The sequence below is a fragment of the Streptomyces sp. NPDC007945 genome, assembly GCF_042958885.1.
GTDB lineage: Bacteria > Actinomycetota > Actinomycetes > Streptomycetales > Streptomycetaceae > Streptomyces.
On record NZ_JBIBJV010000013.1, the window covers coordinates 62,243 to 78,508 of the forward strand.

Annotated in this window: 13 protein-coding genes; 2 read left to right on the plus strand and 11 right to left on the minus strand. The window is 70.1% G+C overall.

Features of this window, described 5'->3' with window-relative positions; genetic code table 11:
• Window positions 1–177: 177 nt before the first annotated feature.
• The gene (locus tag ACFZCF_RS29730; RefSeq protein WP_391290072.1) at window positions 178–1,362 is read right to left on the minus strand and encodes a helix-turn-helix domain-containing protein; all 1,185 of its coding nucleotides are present in this window, start codon (window positions 1,360–1,362) and stop codon (window positions 178–180) included.
• A gap of 143 nt (window positions 1,363–1,505) precedes the next feature.
• On the opposite strand from ACFZCF_RS29730, the gene ACFZCF_RS29735 reads away from it, so the two are divergent.
• Entirely contained in the window at window positions 1,506–1,715 is a 210-nt protein-coding gene (locus tag ACFZCF_RS29735; protein WP_388449555.1) for a hypothetical protein, read from the plus strand.
• Window positions 1,716–1,935: 220 nt separating this feature from the next.
• On the opposite strand, the gene ACFZCF_RS29740 is transcribed toward ACFZCF_RS29735, so the two are convergent.
• Both ACFZCF_RS29740 and ACFZCF_RS29745 read right to left on the minus strand, forming a co-directional pair.
• Window positions 1,936–3,102: an IS701 family transposase gene (locus tag ACFZCF_RS29740; protein WP_391290073.1), complete on the minus strand. Its 1,167-nt coding sequence runs from the start codon at window positions 3,100–3,102 to the stop codon at window positions 1,936–1,938.
• Window positions 3,103–3,154: 52 nt separating this feature from the next.
• Window positions 3,155–4,180 carry a hypothetical protein gene (locus ACFZCF_RS29745; RefSeq protein ID WP_391290074.1) on the minus strand — a complete coding sequence of 342 codons (1,026 nt, stop codon included), beginning with the start codon at window positions 4,178–4,180 and terminating at the stop codon, window positions 3,155–3,157.
• A 364-nt stretch (window positions 4,181–4,544) separates the two neighbouring features.
• Here ACFZCF_RS29745 and ACFZCF_RS29750 point away from each other — a divergent pair, with 364 nt between their 5' ends.
• Window positions 4,545–4,961: a helix-turn-helix domain-containing protein gene (locus ACFZCF_RS29750; protein ID WP_391290076.1), complete on the plus strand. Its 417-nt coding sequence runs from the start codon at window positions 4,545–4,547 to the stop codon at window positions 4,959–4,961.
• A gap of 429 nt (window positions 4,962–5,390) precedes the next feature.
• On the opposite strand, the gene ACFZCF_RS29755 is transcribed toward ACFZCF_RS29750, so the two are convergent.
• The 8 genes from ACFZCF_RS29755 to tap all read right to left on the minus strand — a co-directional run bounded on the left by ACFZCF_RS29755 (window position 5,391) and on the right by tap (window position 16,104).
• The gene (locus ACFZCF_RS29755) at window positions 5,391–5,816 is read right to left on the minus strand and encodes a hypothetical protein (RefSeq protein ID WP_391290077.1); all 426 of its coding nucleotides are present in this window, start codon (window positions 5,814–5,816) and stop codon (window positions 5,391–5,393) included.
• Window positions 5,817–6,400: 584 nt separating this feature from the next.
• Window positions 6,401–6,649: a hypothetical protein gene (locus ACFZCF_RS29760; RefSeq protein WP_391290079.1), complete on the minus strand. Its 249-nt coding sequence runs from the start codon at window positions 6,647–6,649 to the stop codon at window positions 6,401–6,403.
• Between the two features lie 743 nt (window positions 6,650–7,392).
• Window positions 7,393–7,953 (minus strand): hypothetical protein, encoded by a 561-nt coding sequence (locus tag ACFZCF_RS29765; protein ID WP_391290080.1) that lies wholly within the window; start codon window positions 7,951–7,953, stop codon window positions 7,393–7,395.
• 495 nt (window positions 7,954–8,448) lie between these two features.
• On the minus strand, window positions 8,449–9,333 hold the full coding sequence (locus tag ACFZCF_RS29770; protein WP_391290082.1) for a hypothetical protein: 885 nt from the start codon (window positions 9,331–9,333) through the stop codon (window positions 8,449–8,451).
• 679 nt (window positions 9,334–10,012) lie between these two features.
• Entirely contained in the window at window positions 10,013–12,661 is a 2,649-nt protein-coding gene (locus ACFZCF_RS29775) for a Helicase associated domain protein (RefSeq protein ID WP_391290084.1), read from the minus strand.
• Window positions 12,662–12,724: 63 nt separating this feature from the next.
• Window positions 12,725–13,177, minus strand: coding sequence for a hypothetical protein (locus ACFZCF_RS29780; protein WP_391290085.1), 453 nt, complete (start codon window positions 13,175–13,177; stop codon window positions 12,725–12,727).
• Window positions 13,178–13,334: 157 nt separating this feature from the next.
• Window positions 13,335–13,889, minus strand: coding sequence for a telomere-protecting terminal protein Tpg (gene tpg / locus ACFZCF_RS29785; RefSeq protein WP_388449613.1), 555 nt, complete (start codon window positions 13,887–13,889; stop codon window positions 13,335–13,337).
• Between the two features lie 10 nt (window positions 13,890–13,899).
• The gene (gene tap / locus ACFZCF_RS29790) at window positions 13,900–16,104 is read right to left on the minus strand and encodes a telomere-associated protein Tap (RefSeq protein ID WP_391290087.1); all 2,205 of its coding nucleotides are present in this window, start codon (window positions 16,102–16,104) and stop codon (window positions 13,900–13,902) included.
• Window positions 16,105–16,266: the final 162 nt, after the last annotated feature.

A 16,266-nucleotide genomic window follows, 5' to 3' on the forward strand; every position in this document is an offset into this window, starting at 1 on the left:
CCTCCGCGACCCAGCGGCCGGACGGCCGCCGCCCCCTGATCCCGGTCAACCTTGCCGCCTTCACCCTGCGCGCCATCCCGACCGGCGTTACGTCCGGCCGACCCGTTGGGCCGCTTGCGGATCGTGGACGGCACCCTCATTGCGTTCCGCAACCGCGCGGCCGGAGCTTTCACGCAACTATCGATTCTCGACGAACATGCGGGTGGGCGAAGTGATGCCTCCGGCCCGTTCTTTCGCGTGGTCGGCATCAACGGCGGCTCGGATCTGAGCGATGCGGTCGCGGTAGGGCGGCGGAGTGTACGTGGGTTTGCTGGCCGGCTCCGCGTCGGGCACAACGGCAAGGAGGGCGCCATGTACGAATTGCCGGGCCTTCTCCTTAGCGGCAAGGGCTCGGGCTTCCCACTCGCGGTCGCAGGTACGGCACAGGTCCCCGGAGTCGAGGTCGAGGCCGTCGTCACACCGGGGCGCCGGGCAGTCGCCCGCCCTGATCAGGGCGACGGCGACGCCGACGGGCCGCAGAATGCCGGGGCCCTCGGAGGACCTGGCGTCAGATTCGTAGCCGTGCTGGACCCAACGGCGGCCGATCCGGTGGATGAGCTGCTGCATGGTCAGGCCACGGGAAAGCTCAGCGCGGATCTCGTCAGTGAGGGCGGACGGCACTGGGGAGGGCAGTCGGTCCCGGAGGTGGTGGGGCATCATCGCAATCACGCAGCCGATCGCCGCTGCCGTCACCTCGTCCTCGGTGGGGCCGCCTCCTTCCGGCACGGCGCATCTGCCGGCGGGTGAGCCTTTACCACCTGAACCGGGCCTACGGCCGTCACCAAGGTTCTCGGGGGACTCAACGGGCGGGTCACTGAAGGTTCGGGCGGCGTTGCGTGCGTGACGTGCAGACGCGGAGTGCGTGACGTCACGCTCTTCAACCGCGTGACGTGCGGAGGCTGAGTTCGTGACACTCTCGCCTGTCACCGACGCAGTCTCCGTGACGCGCCTCGCGCGGGACTTCCGCTGGCGCTCGGCCGCTGCCGCTCGCTCCGCCTCTTCGGCCGCCTTCAGATCGTCCCAGTCGGAAGCCGGGCGCCGTAATTTGAGACGCAACGTCCAATTCACGCAGTCGCCGACCGTTCCGGCCTTCACGATCAGACCGGCTGCCTGCAGACGCCGCAGCGCCCGCTGAACGGTCCGCCGGTCGAATCCGGTGCGGTACTGGATGCGCATTACGGACGGGCGTGCGTTCGTGCCGTCGGCGTGCGCGTACTCGGCCAGCACCTGAAGAATGGTGCGGGCTGTGGTGTCCGGCTTGCCCTTTTCCGTGAGCAGCATGGGCGCGTTGTCCATCGCCCACGTCACTGCCTGGTGGCTCACGAGCCCTGCCTCTCTGGGGCATGTTCATGGGGACCTGGTCGAGCGCTTTGCGCTTGACCTCATGAGCTTCACCATCCCGGAAACTTTAAAGATTTGCAAGTATTGCCAAATCGGTCAGATGGGTGAGCGCTTACACTCTGGTCATGTCCGACATCCAGAAGCCCGCACTCGCCGAGGACGGGGTACAGGAACTCCCGCTCACCTACGCTCGCGCTCAGCTCACGCAGTTGATCGAGGATGCTCGGGAGAACGACGTAGTCACCGCGCTCACTGTCCGCGGCCGGCGGCGCATCTGTCTCGTGACTCCGGAGTTCTACGAGGAAGCGATGCGACTGATGGGAAAGCAGGCCTGACACCCGACAGGCCCAAGGGGTGGCACCCTGCACCGCCTCCCCCAATCCGGAGAACAGCCCCTGCCACGTATCACGGCTGGGCCACCTCTTGTCGGGCTAGTAGTGCTTCGTTAGGTTTTTCGTCTGGTTCTGTTGCGGGGCAGGGATTGGCTGCAGGTGGTGCAGGTGCCGGTCCAGCACTGCAGCAGGTCCTGGAGGGTGTCGAGGACCTGGTAGAGGGTCAGGCCGGCGTGTGGGCTTTTGGGTCGAGCCGCCGCAGGGTGAGGAAGGCGTGGGCGGCGGTGACGAGGGTGACGTGGTGGTGCCAGCCGCGCCAGGTGCGGCCTTCGAAGTGGTCCAGTCCCAGGCCGTGCTTGAGTTCGCGGTAGTCGTGTTCGATGCGCCAGCGCATCTTCGCCCAGCGGACCAGGTCGGTGATCGGGGTGGTGGCGGGCAGGTTCGATATCCAGTAGCCCGTCGGGGCGTCCTGACCGTGGGGCCATTCGACCAGGAGGGGCCGGGCGGGCAGGACGGTCAGGACCGTGAACCGTGAGGCCATTGGGCCTTTGCTGCCCTGCCGCCAGGTGACCTCGGCGAACTGTCCCGGGCCGGTTTCCTCCGCGAGGGCACTGACGGCTCGGGGCGGGGTGCGGTAGCGGGGCAGGGTCGGCGGCCCGAGCCCGCCATAGGCGGGCCGGTGCGGCCGGGCCTGTTCGGCATGGGCGACTTCCTTGCCGGTCAGTGCGAGGACATAGGACAGTCCGCGTTCTTCCAGGCCGGTCCGGAAGGGGGTGCTGACGCTGTAGCCCGCGTCGGCGACCACCACCGGCGCCTCCACCTCCCAGCCGGCGAGCGTGTCGAGCATGCCGAGCGCCAGGCGCCACTTCTCCTGGTGGGAAACGGCTTCGTCCGGCACTCCGGCCCGGTGGCAGCGGTCCGGCTCGTCCGTCCATTCCCGCGGCAGATACAGCTGCCAGTCCAGAGGGCAGGACGCGGTGTCGGTGGCAGCGTGGACACTGACCGCGACCTGGCAGTTCGACCGTTTCCCGAGCGCTCCGCAGTACTGCCGGGCCACCCCGACCGAAGCGGTGCCGCACTTGGGGAACGACACATCGTCGATCACCCACACCTCCGGGCGGATCACCTCGCTCAGCCGCTCGGCGATCCGCCGCCGCACCGGCAGCGGATCCCACGGCGACTGGTTCACGAACTGCTGCAGGGCCTGCATGTTCCCGTCCGGCAGCCGCTCAGCCATCGGCTGGACCGACTTCCGCCGCCCGTCCAGCATCAGACCCCGCAGATAACACCCGCCCCACCGCCGCTGATCCCGGCGCGGCAACGAGGCGAACACATCGGCAACGAACTCCGATAACTCACCCCGGAGCCGTTCCACCTCCCCCAGCCTCATAGCCGAAAGATGCCCACCACCAGCCAAGATCACCCAACGTAACGAAGCACTACTAGGTGGCCGGGCCGCGGTGATGAGCTGGCAGGGCCTGTGCAAGCCAGTCGGGCGCAGCGCCTGCTGCGACCAGCCGTCCGTACTCGTGCGTGACGTCGTAGCCGGCGCGGGTGCGCCTGAAGTGGAGCACGATCTGGTCGCGTCGGCCTCCACCTGTGTCGAGGGTGAACCAGCAGGTTCGTTCTGCTCCGCCGTCGCAGTCGCATCTCTTGCACTCGCAGTGGTCGCGGGTGGTTTGAATCGCCAGCCCGTACCTCGGATCGGTCAGGTGCTTGATGAGCCGGTCGTGGTCCACTGGGACACCGAGTTCGTAGCGCAGCTCGAACTTCCAGCCCAGCCCGTGACGCCAGTACCTGATGCAGAACGGCTTGGTCACCGTGTGGAAGAGGGCGATCCGGCGGAGCAGTCCGCTGGCGATCCAGGCCCTGTCTGCTTGTTCCTCCCACCAGGTGGAGTCTGCGGCGAGGTAGGTGGCTTCGAAGGGGGTCAGCGCGGGCGCGTCCCACAGAGGGACGAGGCTGTGATCACGGCAGAAGGACCGGTGGCGGGCAAGGGTGGCCTGCCACCACTCAGGGGGAGGTCCGGTGAGGGTGACGCAGGCATCGGTACCGGCGAGGCCGAGATGGAGACCGCTGGAGTCGACCTCGAGGAGCCGGACACCGGCGATCCCTCCGGGCGTCAGCCCTTCGTCCTCGTCGGGCCCGGTGTACTGGGTGGGCAGAAGAGCCTCGAGGCAGTGCCTGGGCAGCGAGTGCTCGGGACCGAGTTTGCGGTCTACCTCCACGATCAAGTGGTCTGCGGTCGGCCGGACGTGGGCGATGCCGGCGGGGTGGGCGCAGTAGTCGATGGTGCCGCCCAGGCGCTCGAACACGGCGGCCTCCAGGCGGGCCTGGTCCCGGTTCGCGGCGGGCACCGGGTCTTGACCGTGAACGGTTTCGAGGTGCTGGAGGCTGGCCTTGTGCCCGATGCCGGTGCAGCGGGAGTGGTAGCGGGCCCTCTGCGTGAGGGTGTCTCCGTGGCTCATCAGAGTTCCTGATCTGCGTACCGTCCGACCCCGGTGCGCACAGACAGGTGTGAGCACGTCTTGTGGTGTGGTGCGTGTCTGCCGGTCGGGGCCTGGCTCCTTCGGCATCCGCCAACGCGCGGGGCGGGGCGTCTGGTCGGAGAGCGCCCTACGGATGCTGGCCCACCGGTGAGGGCCGCCCGTGATTCTGCCGTGAACCTGCGGTGCGGCGCCAGCTCCAGACCTGCGAAAGCGAAGAACCCCCCGATCGGGCGATTCCGTAGGGGGCAAAGGTGGGGGTCCGGTCGGTCGCCGGGAGTTGCGGGAATCTGCGGCCTGCGAGGGGCGGGGTCCAGGGCATGCAGGGTTACGGCGATGATGGGGGATGAGCACGTCTCGTCCGATGCTGAATCAGCGTGAGGCCGCCGCCGCGTGCGGGGTCAGCCGTTCCACTATCCGCCGGCGCCGTGAGGCTGGTCTGCTGCCCGGATCGGTGGAGGACCCGGAGCGGGGCTGGCTGATCCCGGTCGAGGCGCTCCTCGCCGCCGGGTTCACCCTGAACGCTCCTTCTTCTCCTGACGCCGCCACCTCCCCGGCTGGTGCCGATGCCGGAGTGGTGGCGGCTGGGACGGTCGCCGAGTTGCGGGCAGAACTCGAACGGCTGCGGCATCAGCATGCCCTGGAGCTCGCCGAGGCCCGGCACGGCCAGGCGCTTGCGAGAGCGAGGCGGTCCATCTGCGGGCGCAGCTCGATGCCCGGGCGGAGCACATCGGTGACCTTCAGCGGGCGCTGCAGGCACTGATGCCCGCCCCGGTGCGGCCGGCGATTCCGCAGTCGCCGTCGTGGCCGGTTCCCCCGGCTCCGGGGCAGCCTGGCGTCGACCTCGGCCGCTCGTCCTAGTCGAGGTGGCGGCGCCCTCGTACTCGGCGGGCTGGGTGTAGCGGTGGCCGCAGGTTGGGGGAGTCCTTCGCGCCGTACCGGGCCGCGTACGGGGTGCCAGGGCCCCTTGCAGGTGACGGTGGGCCCGTCGCCCGTCGTCCAGCGGACCGAGGTGACGCGGGTGGTGGGGGTGACGGCCCCGGCGGACGCGGACGCCGACACCGGCTCGAACGAGCTGGGCGATGGGGTGACCCACAGCCGCATCGGCATACCGATCAGGTATCGGCCACTCGCGCGCGGCGAGGCGACCGCCGGGCCGGCCAGGCGCATCGAATTCGCCCAGCGGGTTCGCTCAATCCGCCGTTCGTGAAACGGCGGCTTCGATGCCTGATGCCCGGAGCTTCCGCGCCAGGAGCTCCATTTCAGGCAGGGTCCCTGAGTACTGCCCGGTCAAGACCTGCCCCAGAACGGCCCGGACGCCGTCCAGGCCGATGCCAAGTTCCGCCCGCAGAACCCGCATGATGACGGCGTTCTTCGCCGGCGGGGCTACCCGCAACCTTGCCCGCCCGTGCTCGGAGAGCAGGCGGCCGCGCAGTTCCTCCGGCAGGTCACCGCCACAGACAGCCAGGGCAAACCCGCAGGCCGGGCACGTCGTCTCAACATCCCACCTCAGTGCCTCGCCCACCAGCGCCTGAACACCGCACCACTCCGCCTCGGCGCCGCATTCCTGGCACACGGCGGAGTACCTGATGGACTCAACCAAGATTGTCTTTTCCATACTCCCACCCCTCGAGAGAGAGGTTAGACGGCAGGCGGCGAACGTCCTTCCGGGGCACCAACATGTCCCCCGTGGCACTCGGTCAGCGGTCCCGGCCACGCTGGTCCGTGCGCTGACGCTATCTCTCGTGAACATTCCAAGGTCCAGTGATCACCAACTGAACGCCCAAACCGGCAGACAAACGCAACTGCTGTACATGTACAAAGCCCTGGCGCGGCACTTCGTCAGGCGCGGTGTAGGGGCCGAGGCCGCCGCCAGCGTCGCGACCGGCAGCTTCATCCACCGCCTCCCGGCGGGCCCGACCGTGCTCGGCCGACGTCCGGACTACGCCCCGTAAGAACTCCCTCCCCCCCACGGCACGGCAGGCCCGCCGACGGCGAGATCCTGGTCTGCGGCGGACGAGAAGGCGTACCTCCGGCCGGCGAGGAGGCCAGGTCCAGGGCGAGGGGGGTTACGGGTTACCGGTTACAGGCCCGCAGCCGCCCGGACACCGCCGTGAGCAGCCAGAACCGGTGTCCTGGGCGGCCTGTAACCGGTAACCGGACTCCAGGACGCAGCCAGGCGCCCGGGCAGGCTCCGGCCCCTCAGCCCTTCGGCGCCGGGGAAGCCGGTGTCGGGAGCGGGGCCGAGGCGCCGGACGTCGGGGCCGGCGTGGTGGTCTCGGTCGTCGTACCGTTGCCGATCGGGGTGAACAGCATGAGCACGATGACGACGACCGCGGCGCCGGACACCGCGGCGGACTCGATGCAGTTCGTCCGCCGGTACACCACCCACGCCACGAGCAGCACGAAGGCCAGGACGCAGACGTTCAGCACGTCGATCTGGAAGGTCACCGCACAACTCACAGGGGCCGGGGAGCTACCGCTTCGCAAACGGGGAGGAAGCCCAGACCCAGCACAGGGGGAAGTCGAACGAGCTACGTACCACGGCTCATCTCCACCCAGGGGCAAGTAAAGGGCTTTTTTGAAGGGCCCTCGACCCGTGTGGGCGGCTGCCGTCCACGGCGCCGCATCCTGTGAGCTCAGCTTACCGCCCATGACACGGAGTCAAATCCGTGTCCCACGCCGTCCCGGAGCCTCCCAAGGGCCTATGACGCCGAGAGACGCAGCAGGGGCTGCGGTGCACGGGGAGCCGCCCACAGAAGGCAGTGCGAGGACGCCGGGCGGTCGTCATTGGTCGTCACAGGGCCGTCAGGGGGTGCCATTGGGACGGCGAGGTCGTCATCTCGTCACCCCGGATGACGACCTGGTGACGGTCCCATGACGGGCTCGGCGAGGGCTCTGACCAGCGAGAACACCATGATGGCGGGGTGAGGGAGGAGAACGGCGCTGAGCGGCGATCCGGGTGCTTCCCGGGCCCTCGCCTCACGGGCCGGGTCAAGGGGCCGTCGGGGGGGGCTTGGGCGGCCCGGCGATACTGCCCCCTCGATGACCTCCCGAGCGCCGGGGACGCGGGACGGTCGGGAGCGGCGGTCCACTCCCCAGCGGCGAGGCCGGCGGCCGTACGGGCCCACCCGGTCGGACGGCAGCTGGTCGGGGACACCTGACCATCCCAGACACCCCTGAGCGGAGATCGTTTACGGGACGCCCCATTGGGGGGCGCCCCCGCGGCTGGCGTTCCCGGCGCCGGCCGGGAGCTGGATGGCGTACACGTCGCCGGGCCGCAGCTGCGGAGGGGTGCTGTGCTCGCCGTACATGGCGACGACCGTGACCGTCGCCCGGGAGGCGGGGTGCTCGTACGTGCGGAAGTACGGCGCGTTCGACGGGGCCCCGGCGACGGGCACGAGGGCGGCGCCGCGGCGCTCCAGCAGGCGGTGCAGCTTGTCGAAGCGGAGCCGGGGCGTAAACCGGCCGTACCGCGCGCGCAGCGCGCCGCCGACGAGGGCGCGGTCACGGTGTGCGAGACGGTGCACCTGGAGACTGACGTGATGGCCCGCCCACGGGACGTCAGGGCCGGGCCGGTGCCAGTGGAACTCGATCAGGCCGTAGTCGCGCCACAAGGTGTCACGGCCGCCGTTCTCCCCGTACTCCGTCCCCAGCACCTCCGCCACCCGGTCGGGCCGGTCGCCGGGGCGCAGGCCGAGAACCGTGCCGGTCATGACGGCGTCCAGATAGAAGGCCAGGGAGTACGGGGTCACGAGGGGATCCTAGGGCCCGCCTTCCGGACCTTGCCGGGCTCGCGGCGCGCGGGCGGCCCCTGCCGCCCACGTCGGATCCACGAGCGGACAGGAGGACGTCGATGCGGAACACCAACGGTGCTGAACCGCGGAAATACCCGTAGGCGCGCCTCAACCACTGTGAGCTGGCAAGCCCATGACAGCCAGACTCTCCTGTGATGGACATCTGACGACCGCTGCTTGGTCACCGCGCGACAGCCATGACCACCACCGCGATGCGCTCTGAACAGGAAGAGACCGAGGCCCTGGCGAACCTGCTGGGTGGGCGCCGTGTGCCAGTCCGCATTGTCTGACCCCTGCTTCCTGGGGCCAGAGGCTTGGGGCCGGGAATGTGCGGGACGACGGCGGAACGGCGCCCACCGCCGTCGTACGGTGAGGCACCCCTCTGTGGTGGGCAAGGCGAGGGTGACGCGCCGTGGGACAACGGGGTGAAGGCGCCGTCCCGCTCGCCACAGATCACATTTGCACCACAAAGAATGGAAGGCTGACTTCCAGCCTACCGTCGGCATAGGAGTGCCCGAAGACAAGGGATCCAGACTGGTCAGTAAAAACATTCGCCAAGAAATTCACGTTAAATACCTGACCCGCCGACAGTGTGGCGGTAGGCGCAATATCGGAGGCGAAGAACGAGCCGGATCCATAACCACTGGCTCCCGTTTGCGAAGTGTGGTTCCAAAGCCCAACCGATCGGTCCCCATCGGGACCCAGCACGGCTCCCGAAACTGGATCCTGAACTACGACGCGGCACGACCCAGAGGTGTTCGCCGAGAAGAGCGTCGCGTCGATGAACCACCTCCAACTGTCACTCATGGGCGGCCGGATATTGGCCACTCCGTCCACGGTGGCCTTGAGCGCCACGCCCACCCCTGCAGTTGCCCAGCTCGCACCGCTACCGTAATACCCCTCTATGACGGACGAGAAGGTCCCGGCAGCTTTGTCCCCGTTAGCTTCACCGGCCTTGTGCTCTACGTCGATCACCCAGTCATAGGGCGGCACAAAAACATTCAACCCTTTCTTGACTCCCTTGAGGGCGTCTCTCATCAGATCATCAAAGGTGTGAGTAGCCGCAGCTCCCACAGAATCGCTTTGGATGCGCGCCTTCCTCCGCAACCTCCCAATCCCCTGCGAGGCAGCCACGGCATCGGCATCCTCTTCTAGGAGCTGGACCAAGGGAGCGTTCGCCTGACGCTCGGCCGCAAAAATCCGCTCATTCGTCTCCGCTTCAACCACCCAAGGCTCCCCGACAAGGCGAACCAGCTGCTCCTCTGCAGCTTTGGTGAACGTTCCACCAACATCTGGACGTTGCACGTTCGCATTCACTTTCGGAATCATTTGGCTCATGCTCAAAGCCTCCCGCCGCAAAGTAGGCGACGCAACTCGCAAGACTGCATTTCGGCAGGCGCTCGCGCCTACTGAGGTCCAACTCGTGATGTCGTGCCGTCGCTCAGGGGTCTGCTGGCGGCCGGTCTCGCAAGGCAACCCTGGCGGGGGAGGTAGAAGGTAGACGGCACTGAGCGTCCGTGCGCTTTGCGGGCACTCGCCTCACGCGGTCGGGCCAGGGGCTGTCTAGGCGCTTGGGCGGCCCGACGGTACGCCTTCCCTGGATGTCCTCCGGGGCGCTGGGCCTCGCCCTCGCCCACCGCGTATCGGCACGGGCCGGCTCGCCCCCGCCTCCGGCCCCGCGAGAGGGGGAGGGTGGCCTCTCCTGGTCTCCAAAAGAGATGTCGGCGCCGGGATCGAGTGGCCTACGGGTGGTGACCAGCCCGTACGCGAGAAGAAGGTTCACCCATGAGAGGGGCGGCGGACGCCTCTCAGCACGTGGAAGGTCCCCCCACTACAGGCAGGTGGGGGACCTTCCACGTGCTGGCGCGGCCGGCTGACGAAGCGGCCGGAGTGTCGGAGCGGGAACGAGGCCGGTCCCCCGCCGGGAGAGGCGGAGGACCGGGTGGCGGGCCCCTCAGTCGTGGCCAGTCGTTCGTGTGCGGGTCGTTCGTGTGCGGGGCGGGCCGGCTGGGGCTGTTCAGGCCCAGGTGACGCCGAGGTCGGCGAGCGCGGCGCGCTGGGCCGGGTTGAGCTTGTCCCGGCGCTGGCGGGTGTTGGCGTACCAGATGCCGAGCTTGTGCTCGTGCTCCTCGCCGTCGTCGAGAAGGCGCTCGATGTGGCCGCGGGAGGGGGCGGTGCCGGTGCCTTCGCGGGCGGTGAACTGGGCGAGTGCGGCCAGGCCGCGGCGGAAGGCGGCCGGCATCTTCCCCTTCCCCGCCGCTTCCCGGGTGGCGGGTGCCGGTTCGGCGGGCGGGATGATGCCGAGGGCGGTCAGACGGGTGCGCTGCTCGTCGGAGAGGTCGGGCCAGGCGCGGCGCTGGCGGGTGATCCAGCGGCCGAGGTCGTCGCCGTCGAGGACGACACCGGGCGCGATGTCGGGCAGCTTTCCGTCCGGCTCGTCGGCGGCGAGGCGGACGAGGGCGCGGTGGTGGCGCTGCCAGTCCAGCGGCCAGGGGCAGTTCCACTCCTCGTCGATCGCCGCCAGCTGCGCGGCGCGGGTCGCGGCGCGGTCGGGATCTTTGCCGAGGGCGCCGGGGCGGCGGAGGTTGGCGATCAGCTGGCCGATCGCGATCGTGTCCTGCTCGGTCTCGCCCCACACCGCGTCCTGACGGGGGGCGAGGTGGCCGTGGGCGAGGTGGTAGGAGCGCAGGGCGGCCAGCTTCGTCTCCCACGCTTCATCGCCGGGTTCCCAGACCATGCCCTCGGCGTCGAGCCGGTCCTTGCGGTGGGGCTCCAGGGTTCCGGCGCGCAGGCTCTTGCGCTGCTGGTGCACCCACCGGCCCAGCGGGAACTCCTTCGTCCCGGCGGCAAGGGTGGTCACGGTGTCGTAGGGAACGGCGTACAGGCCCTCGATGCCGTTCTCGGCGCGCCAGCGACGCAGGGCCTGGTAGCCCTCCAGCCAAACCAGGGACTCGGGCCGGTAGACGCGGGTGCGCAGGAACGCGGCGATGGTGGCCGGGTCGCGGGGGCCGGCGAAGCGCAGCAGGGCGGACTCTACGGCGTGGGCCGCGGTCTCCTCGTCGGCGTCCTGGTCTTGGCCGACGCCGGTGGCGGGGACGACGTTGCCGTCCTCGTCGCGGTGGACGTGGGGTGTGCGGGTGCCGTGGGTGCGTGCCGGGGAGGCGATGTCGGAGACGAGGTGTTCGGAGTGGGCGCGGAGGCCGCTCAGGACGGCGACGAGGGGTTCGTAGGAGGCGGAGGCGACCATGTCCTCGGGGTCCTCGCCGGGCTGGAGGAAGACGGGGACGATGATCCGGGCGGTCTTCGCCGTGCCGTCGGGGTTGGGGCGCAGGGCGCGGCCGATGTTCTGGACGATCTCGACCTGGGAGCCGCGGGTGTCAGCGAAGCACACGGCCTCGACGCCGCGCTCCCCGGTGATGTCGACGCCTTCGCCCAGGACGCGGACGGAGGCGAGGAACGCGCGGTGGACGCGGTGGCCGGTGGCATCGATGCCGTTCGCGAACTGCTCGATGACCTGTCGGCGCTCGGTGACCTTGTGGTCGCCGCACAGCCACGCCGACCACACCCGCCCCGGCGGGACATGACGGCCCGGGTCGAGGTCGTAGAAGCGGGCTTCGATAGACGACTCCCGCAGTGCCTCCTCCGCCTTCTTCAGGGCCTCCAGGGTCGGCTCGGCCGCGTACAGCTCGGCCGCGGTCCCCGGCAGCCGGGCGGCGAACGCCTCGGCCTCCTCGACCCGGTGGTGGAAGGTCATGACGGTCTTGAGGTTGTGACGGGCGGCGTGCTCCAGCAGCGCGGTCTGCAACAGGGCAAGCCGGCGACCGCGCAGCGCCTCCTCGGAGAGGACGAGCACCGGGTCGGGGTCGCGGATCCCAAGGACATCGATCTCGAAGCCGGCCAGGATCTCCCGGGTGATCGCCTCCGACAGGCCCAGCTCGTGGATCCACTCGCCGCAGACGGAATCCGGGTCGCTGGCCATCGAAACGATCGGCGGCTCGTCGTCGCCGGCGCCGGGGCGGGGTGCGGCCAGGATCCGGGGGGTGGCAGTCATGTAGAGGCGGAAGTCGGCCGGGATGCGGGTGTTGTCGTGGATCGCCGCCCAGGGGCGGGCGGCGTCGCCGACGGTGCCGTGGGCCTCGTCGACGACCGCCAGGTCGAAGCCGTCCAGGCGCTGCCCGTACATCCGCTCCCCGCCCGCCAGCGCCGTCTCCAGCGGACCCCGGACCTTCGCGGTGCCGAGGGGGTCCTGGGGGTCGTCGCGGTCGACAAGGGAGGCGTACGTCGCGAACACCACCACCGAGCCGGAGCCGGCCCACAGGGCCAGCTGGATCGGGTTCGTCGTGACCCGCACGCCCAGGGCGTCGAGGACCTCGTCGCCGTACAGGGAGCAGACCGCGAGCATGGGGGCGGTGTGGCCGATGCGGCGCCAGGCCTGCGCGGTCTGGGCGAGGAGGTCGAGGGTCGGCACCATGACCAGGACCCGGCCGCGCGGGAAGAACTCCCGGGCCGCGGCGGCCGCGGTGTAGGTCTTGCCCGACCCGGTCGCCGACACGTACGTCGCCCGCTCCCCCGCCGGCCCGGGGGTCCTGGTGTGCGGCCAGCCGAGCCAGGACCGGATCGCCGCCAGACCGGCCACCTGATGCTCACGCAGCTGAACCGTGCTCACAGCCCCTGCTTCCTTCCGGGGTGGTGGTTGGTGTGGCTGAGTTCCTGGCCGGCCAGGAACGAGTCAGTAGAACCAGACGACCAGGCGTACATTCTCGGCTCCGTGGACCTCGCTGAGGATGCGCATGACGTTCCAGACCCGGCCCCATTCCGTGTCGAACCCGGCGGCTGACGCGCGGGTTCGCGTACCGGAGGCGTTGCTCTCCTCCCAGTCCGCGGTCTCCAGCTCAGCCCAGGACAGCCAGGTGGTCCCGTACATATCGTCGGGGTCGCCATAGCCGGTGAACACGCGTCGCAGCCCGGCCGACGCGTCGTCCGGGAAGCCGCGGTCTGGGGCCAGGGGGCGGAAGCCGAAGGTGTTTCGGATCCCGAAGAGGCAGGCCAGACCGTCGTAGGCGTTGCTCCGGTTGAGGAGGAAGAGATCGATGCCAGCCTCCCACACGGAGTCCTCGTCGTCAGGGCCCCACAAGCGGGCCCCGGGCCGGCATTCGATCATCCCGCTGACATCGGTCGACATGAGGAGATCCTGCCTGCGCAGGTCAGGTGCAAGCACCCCCGTTTCCGGGGCACCCGGGCAGTCCACTCACGCCACCGGCTCAACCCACACCGGCCTTGCAGGCCACAGGCCAACCGAACCTTCCAGTGGTACCCGGCGCCGCCGCCCTGTGCGCCGGTCACAGGTCGAACTCGATGTGCTCGACGTTCAGCATCCGGACTTCCTCCAGACTCGCCGCCCGGGTGCCGCGCTGCTGGAAGTACACCTCCTTCAGCGCGTCGGCGACGGCCTGGCGCATCTGCCGCTCACCGCCGCGTTCCTGGGCGTCGAAGAGACGGCCGGCGAGGTGCGGGGGCAGGGCGAGGGTGAGGTGGCGCTCGCGGGCCTCGTCCGTCGTGCCGGCCGGGGCGGCGTAGCCGAGCTGGGCGCGGACGTCGATCATCACGCCCTGGCTGGTCACGGCCGCCTCCTTCGCCCGCTCGCGCACCTTGGGCTGCCACCGTTTGCGGACCTCGCCGGACATCCGGCCCGCGAGGTCCGGGCGGGGCTTCTTGATCTGATCCTTCACGTACCGCTCGACCGTGCGCTGGGAGATGCCCAGGGCCTGGGCGACGGCTTTGGTGCCCTTGAGCTGCTTGACGAGGAACCGCATCTGGGCGCCCGCGGACTTGGGTGGCTTGCGGGTGAACGCCTTCTCCATCAGCCCGTCGAGGGCGTCACCGACCGATCTCACGACCATGGGTCTACTCCCCCGTGTCCGGGCCGGCGGTGGTGCCGGCCTTGATGTAGCGGGCCAGGTTCAGCAGCGGGGCCTGGGCGTCCTCGCGCAGCTGCTCCGCCCACAGCGGGGTCTGGGTGCCCTCGTGCTTGACCATCCCCGGGGACACCCCGATCCGGAAGGAACCGGGGATCGTCTTGCCGTCGGGGCCGTAGGGGAGGACGTCGAGGGGGGAGGGGCCGTCGGCGGCGTAGACGGCGCAGTCGGACAGGACCGCGATCGGGTAGGCGCCGGTGGCGGCGGCGAGGGCGACCATCTTACGGTGCATGCCGGTACGGGCGCGGGAGATGACCGCGGCGCGGATGTCGGGGCGCCAGGTCGGGCGGGCGAGCGCGGGCCACGACTGGCCCGGGCGCCAGCCGCCGCCGCGGGCCTTCTCCTGGAGCTTGCCGATGCCGCCCTTGACGGTGTTCTTGATCGCGCCGAGCACGATCGCCGCCTCCGGGTCGCGGGCCTTGTAGTCGTCCATCGCGGTGAGGAACTGGTCGGGGGGCAGTTTGTCGGGGACGCCGAGGTCGTCCATGGTCGCGATGTATGCGTTCCGCAGCCGCTGGTACCAGCCGTCCAGGTACCGGCCCGCCTCCGGCCGCAGCCACGCCTCCACCGGCGCGACGTCGTAGCCGAGTTCGACTGCGTAGGCGACGGTCGGGGTGGCGTACCAGGCGGGGCCGGTAGGAGCCTCGCCGGTGGGGGTGAACGGGCTCGGGAGGAGCTCGCCTCGCAGGTCCAACCACTGCTTGCCGACACGGACGCGGGAGAGGTCGACGTGGGAAAGGTCGACCAGCCACGAACCCGGCACCGCCGGGTCGAAGACCGGGTCGAGGATGTGGACGGGTGCGGAGGCCAGGCCGACCGGCAGACCGTTCGCGGCGGCGGCGAAGGCCATGTTGACGTCGATGCCGACCAGATGCGGCTTGAGGCATTCCTCGTCGGTGAGCTCGCGTGCCCAGTCGTAGGCCTCTTCGAAGAGGCGCTCGGCGGGGCCGCGGACGTGGAAGCGGGGCAGGTCGGCGAGGACGGGGTGGCCGTCGATCGCCTCGCACGGCGCCGGGTCGATGAGATCCTTGCCGAGGGAGCCGGGGTTGTGGGCGCTGTGCCGGCGGCCGTCGGTGTCCGGCTCCGAGGCGCGGGTCGGCGGGTGCAGAGCGGTCATCAGTTCCAGGCCGGTGACGGCAGTGGACCCGCGGGGGGTCATCACCCGCTGCGCGTACAGGCCCAGCGTCCGGGCGAGTTCGGCCGGCGGCAGATCGGCGGCGTTCCCCCAGGAGCGGGTGTCCAGGGCGCGCCAGGACGGGATGCACAGCTGCACGCACGCACGCCGGCCGCCCTGGGCGGGACGGTAGATCCTCGCCCACGGACCGAACCCACGGCGGGTCAGTTGCCACTGCGCCTCGGCCAGTTCCTCCAGTACCGGGTGGTCACCCGACAGCCGGCCCGCGGCCTGCTCGTCTTCGTCCAGCTCCACCGGCAGCCCGAAGAGCTCCAGCGCGGCCGGGGTGAGGGCGAGGAGCGGGTCGGCGTCGCGGCCCCAGGGGTCCAGCCGCGGCGCGCCGAGACGGGCCTCGGTCAGGGTCCACTCCACCAGGCCAGGCAGTGTCCGGGCCGGGACGTCGAGGATGAGGCCGCCGACACAGTACGCCAGTAGCCCGCCGCCGTCGGTGTCGGCGTCGATGACGGCGAGCGGTCCGTTGACGAACCGCGCGTCCCGCGCCGCGGCCGCGGTCTTCCGGGCGGCCGGACGCTTGGGCGCGGATGGCGGCCGCGTCCTGGACGGACGGGGGCGGGCCACGGACGGCGCAGACGCCGGCTCCGGCGCCGGAGCGGGGACAGGCGCCGGAGTGGGACTGTCGGCGGCCGCCGACGACTGCGTACGCGACACCGGGGCGGGCGCCGGGGCGGGGGCGGGGTACTTCTTCGCCCAGCCCTGCAGCAGCGCCAGGTAGGGGTCACGGCGCGGCGGGCGCGGGTCGCTGCGGCCCGCCTCCCAGTTCTTCACCGTCTGCGTCGACGTCTCCAGAGCACGCGCGAGCGCGGCCTGGGTGATGCCGGCCGCCTCACGCAGTCGGGAGCGCTCAGCAGGCGCCGGCAGCTCGGGGCCGCCTTCCAGCAGCTCCTGCACGGCCCTGAACAGGGCCACTTCCCTCGGATCCCTCTTCGGGTCCACGGACATGGCACACCTCCACGACAACCATATCGAACTTAACCTTGAATTTGTCGAATTGAAGGAAGACGACCAGCCCAGAAAGCTCAAAGGCTAAATTCGTTCGAGACCGAGGGGGGCGCGCGAGCCGCGAGCGGGGCCACTCGGAGCGCGCGGGCACCGGATAACCGG

Bases quoted from the DNA above. Each gene is read 5' to 3' on its own strand.
- ACFZCF_RS29735 (WP_388449555.1), top strand. From the start codon at position 1,506: ATGTCCGACATCCAGAAGCCCGCACTCGCCGAGGACGGGGTACAGGAA.
- tap (WP_391290087.1), bottom strand. From the start codon at position 16,104: ATGTCCGTGGACCCGAAGAGGGATCCGAGGGAAGTGGCCCTGTTCAGG.
- ACFZCF_RS29745 (WP_391290074.1), bottom strand. From the start codon at position 4,180: ATGAGCCACGGAGACACCCTCACGCAGAGGGCCCGCTACCACTCCCGC.
- ACFZCF_RS29750 (WP_391290076.1), top strand. From the start codon at position 4,545: ATGAGCACGTCTCGTCCGATGCTGAATCAGCGTGAGGCCGCCGCCGCG.
- ACFZCF_RS29740 (WP_391290073.1), bottom strand. From the start codon at position 3,102: ATGAGGCTGGGGGAGGTGGAACGGCTCCGGGGTGAGTTATCGGAGTTC.
- ACFZCF_RS29780 (WP_391290085.1), bottom strand. From the start codon at position 13,177: ATGTCGACCGATGTCAGCGGGATGATCGAATGCCGGCCCGGGGCCCGC.
- ACFZCF_RS29770 (WP_391290082.1), bottom strand. From the start codon at position 9,333: ATGAGCCAAATGATTCCGAAAGTGAATGCGAACGTGCAACGTCCAGAT.
- ACFZCF_RS29755 (WP_391290077.1), bottom strand. From the start codon at position 5,816: ATGGAAAAGACAATCTTGGTTGAGTCCATCAGGTACTCCGCCGTGTGC.